This window comes from Vibrio sp. 1069 (genome assembly GCF_033340555.1).
Genome location: NZ_JAWOWP010000689.1, coordinates 1 through 577 on the forward strand (window position 1 = coordinate 1; position 577 = coordinate 577).

1 protein-coding gene is annotated in these 577 nt (G+C 48.5%); it reads left to right on the forward strand.

What is annotated here, in order from left to right:
* The coding region (locus tag R7040_RS28505; protein ID WP_318097892.1) for a family 20 glycosylhydrolase at nucleotides 1-577 on the forward strand (577 nt) is incomplete at both ends.

A 577-nucleotide genomic window follows, 5' to 3' on the forward strand; every position in this document is an offset into this window, starting at 1 on the left:
GATGAAGCGAAGAACATTAAGTTAGGTGCGGGTTTCCAAGACGTTAACGCGCAAGACAAAGTTAGCTGGAAGGGCACGATTGATCTGTCGAAACAAGACAAGCCATTCGCGCAGTCTCCACAATGTCAGACGCTAATCGCAGACGGTACAGTAAGCGATTTTGGTCACCTTCCAAGTCACTTTGCAGAACAAGTGTCGAAGATCGTAGCAGAGAAGGGCATTCCAAGCTTCCAAGCATGGCAAGATGGCTTGAAGTACAGCGAAGGTGAGAAGGCATTTGCAACCGAAAACACACGTGTTAACTTCTGGGACGTTCTGTACTGGGGCGGTACTTCATCAGTGTACGAGTGGTCTAAGAAAGGTTACGACGTGATCGTTTCTAACCCTGATTACGTGTACATGGATATGCCATACGAAGTAGACCCGAAAGAGCGTGGCTACTACTGGGCAACACGAGCAACAGATACTCGTAAGATGTTCGGTTTTGCGCCAGAGAACATGCCTCAGAACGCGGAAACCTCAGTTGACCGCGATGGCAATGGCTTTACTGGTAAAGGTGAAATCGCAGCGAAACCTT